Source organism: Burkholderia sp. SIMBA_051, assembly GCF_046534915.1.
Lineage (GTDB): Bacteria > Pseudomonadota > Gammaproteobacteria > Burkholderiales > Burkholderiaceae > Burkholderia > Burkholderia ambifaria.
In genome coordinates this window covers 1-277 of the sequence record NZ_JAWRXS010000209.1, presented here as the reverse complement: position 1 = coordinate 277, position 277 = coordinate 1, and the positions used below count along the sequence as shown (strand labels likewise).

General features: G+C 62.8%; 1 pseudogene. It reads left to right on the top strand.

What is annotated here, in order from left to right:
- Positions 1-277, top strand: a pseudogene (locus tag SB771_RS34210) (recombinase family protein); the annotation flags it as partial.

The following is a 277-nucleotide window of genomic DNA, read 5'->3' as shown; positions in this document are numbered from 1 at the left end:
CATCCACGGGGCTGCCATCGACGAGGCCATTGGCGAGCTGCTCGTCGAGGCGCTCAACCCGCTTGCCATTGAGGTGAGTCTGGCGGTTCAGCGCGAACTCCAGTCCCGCATCGAAGAAGCCGACTGTCTGCGTCACAAGCAGGTGGAGCGCGCCCAGTATGAAGCTGATCTGGCGCAGCGCCGCTACATGCGCTGCGATCCGGAGAACCGCCTGGTCGCAGACTCACTTGAGGCTGACTGGAACCATAAGCTGCGAGCGCTGACTGAGGCTAACGAG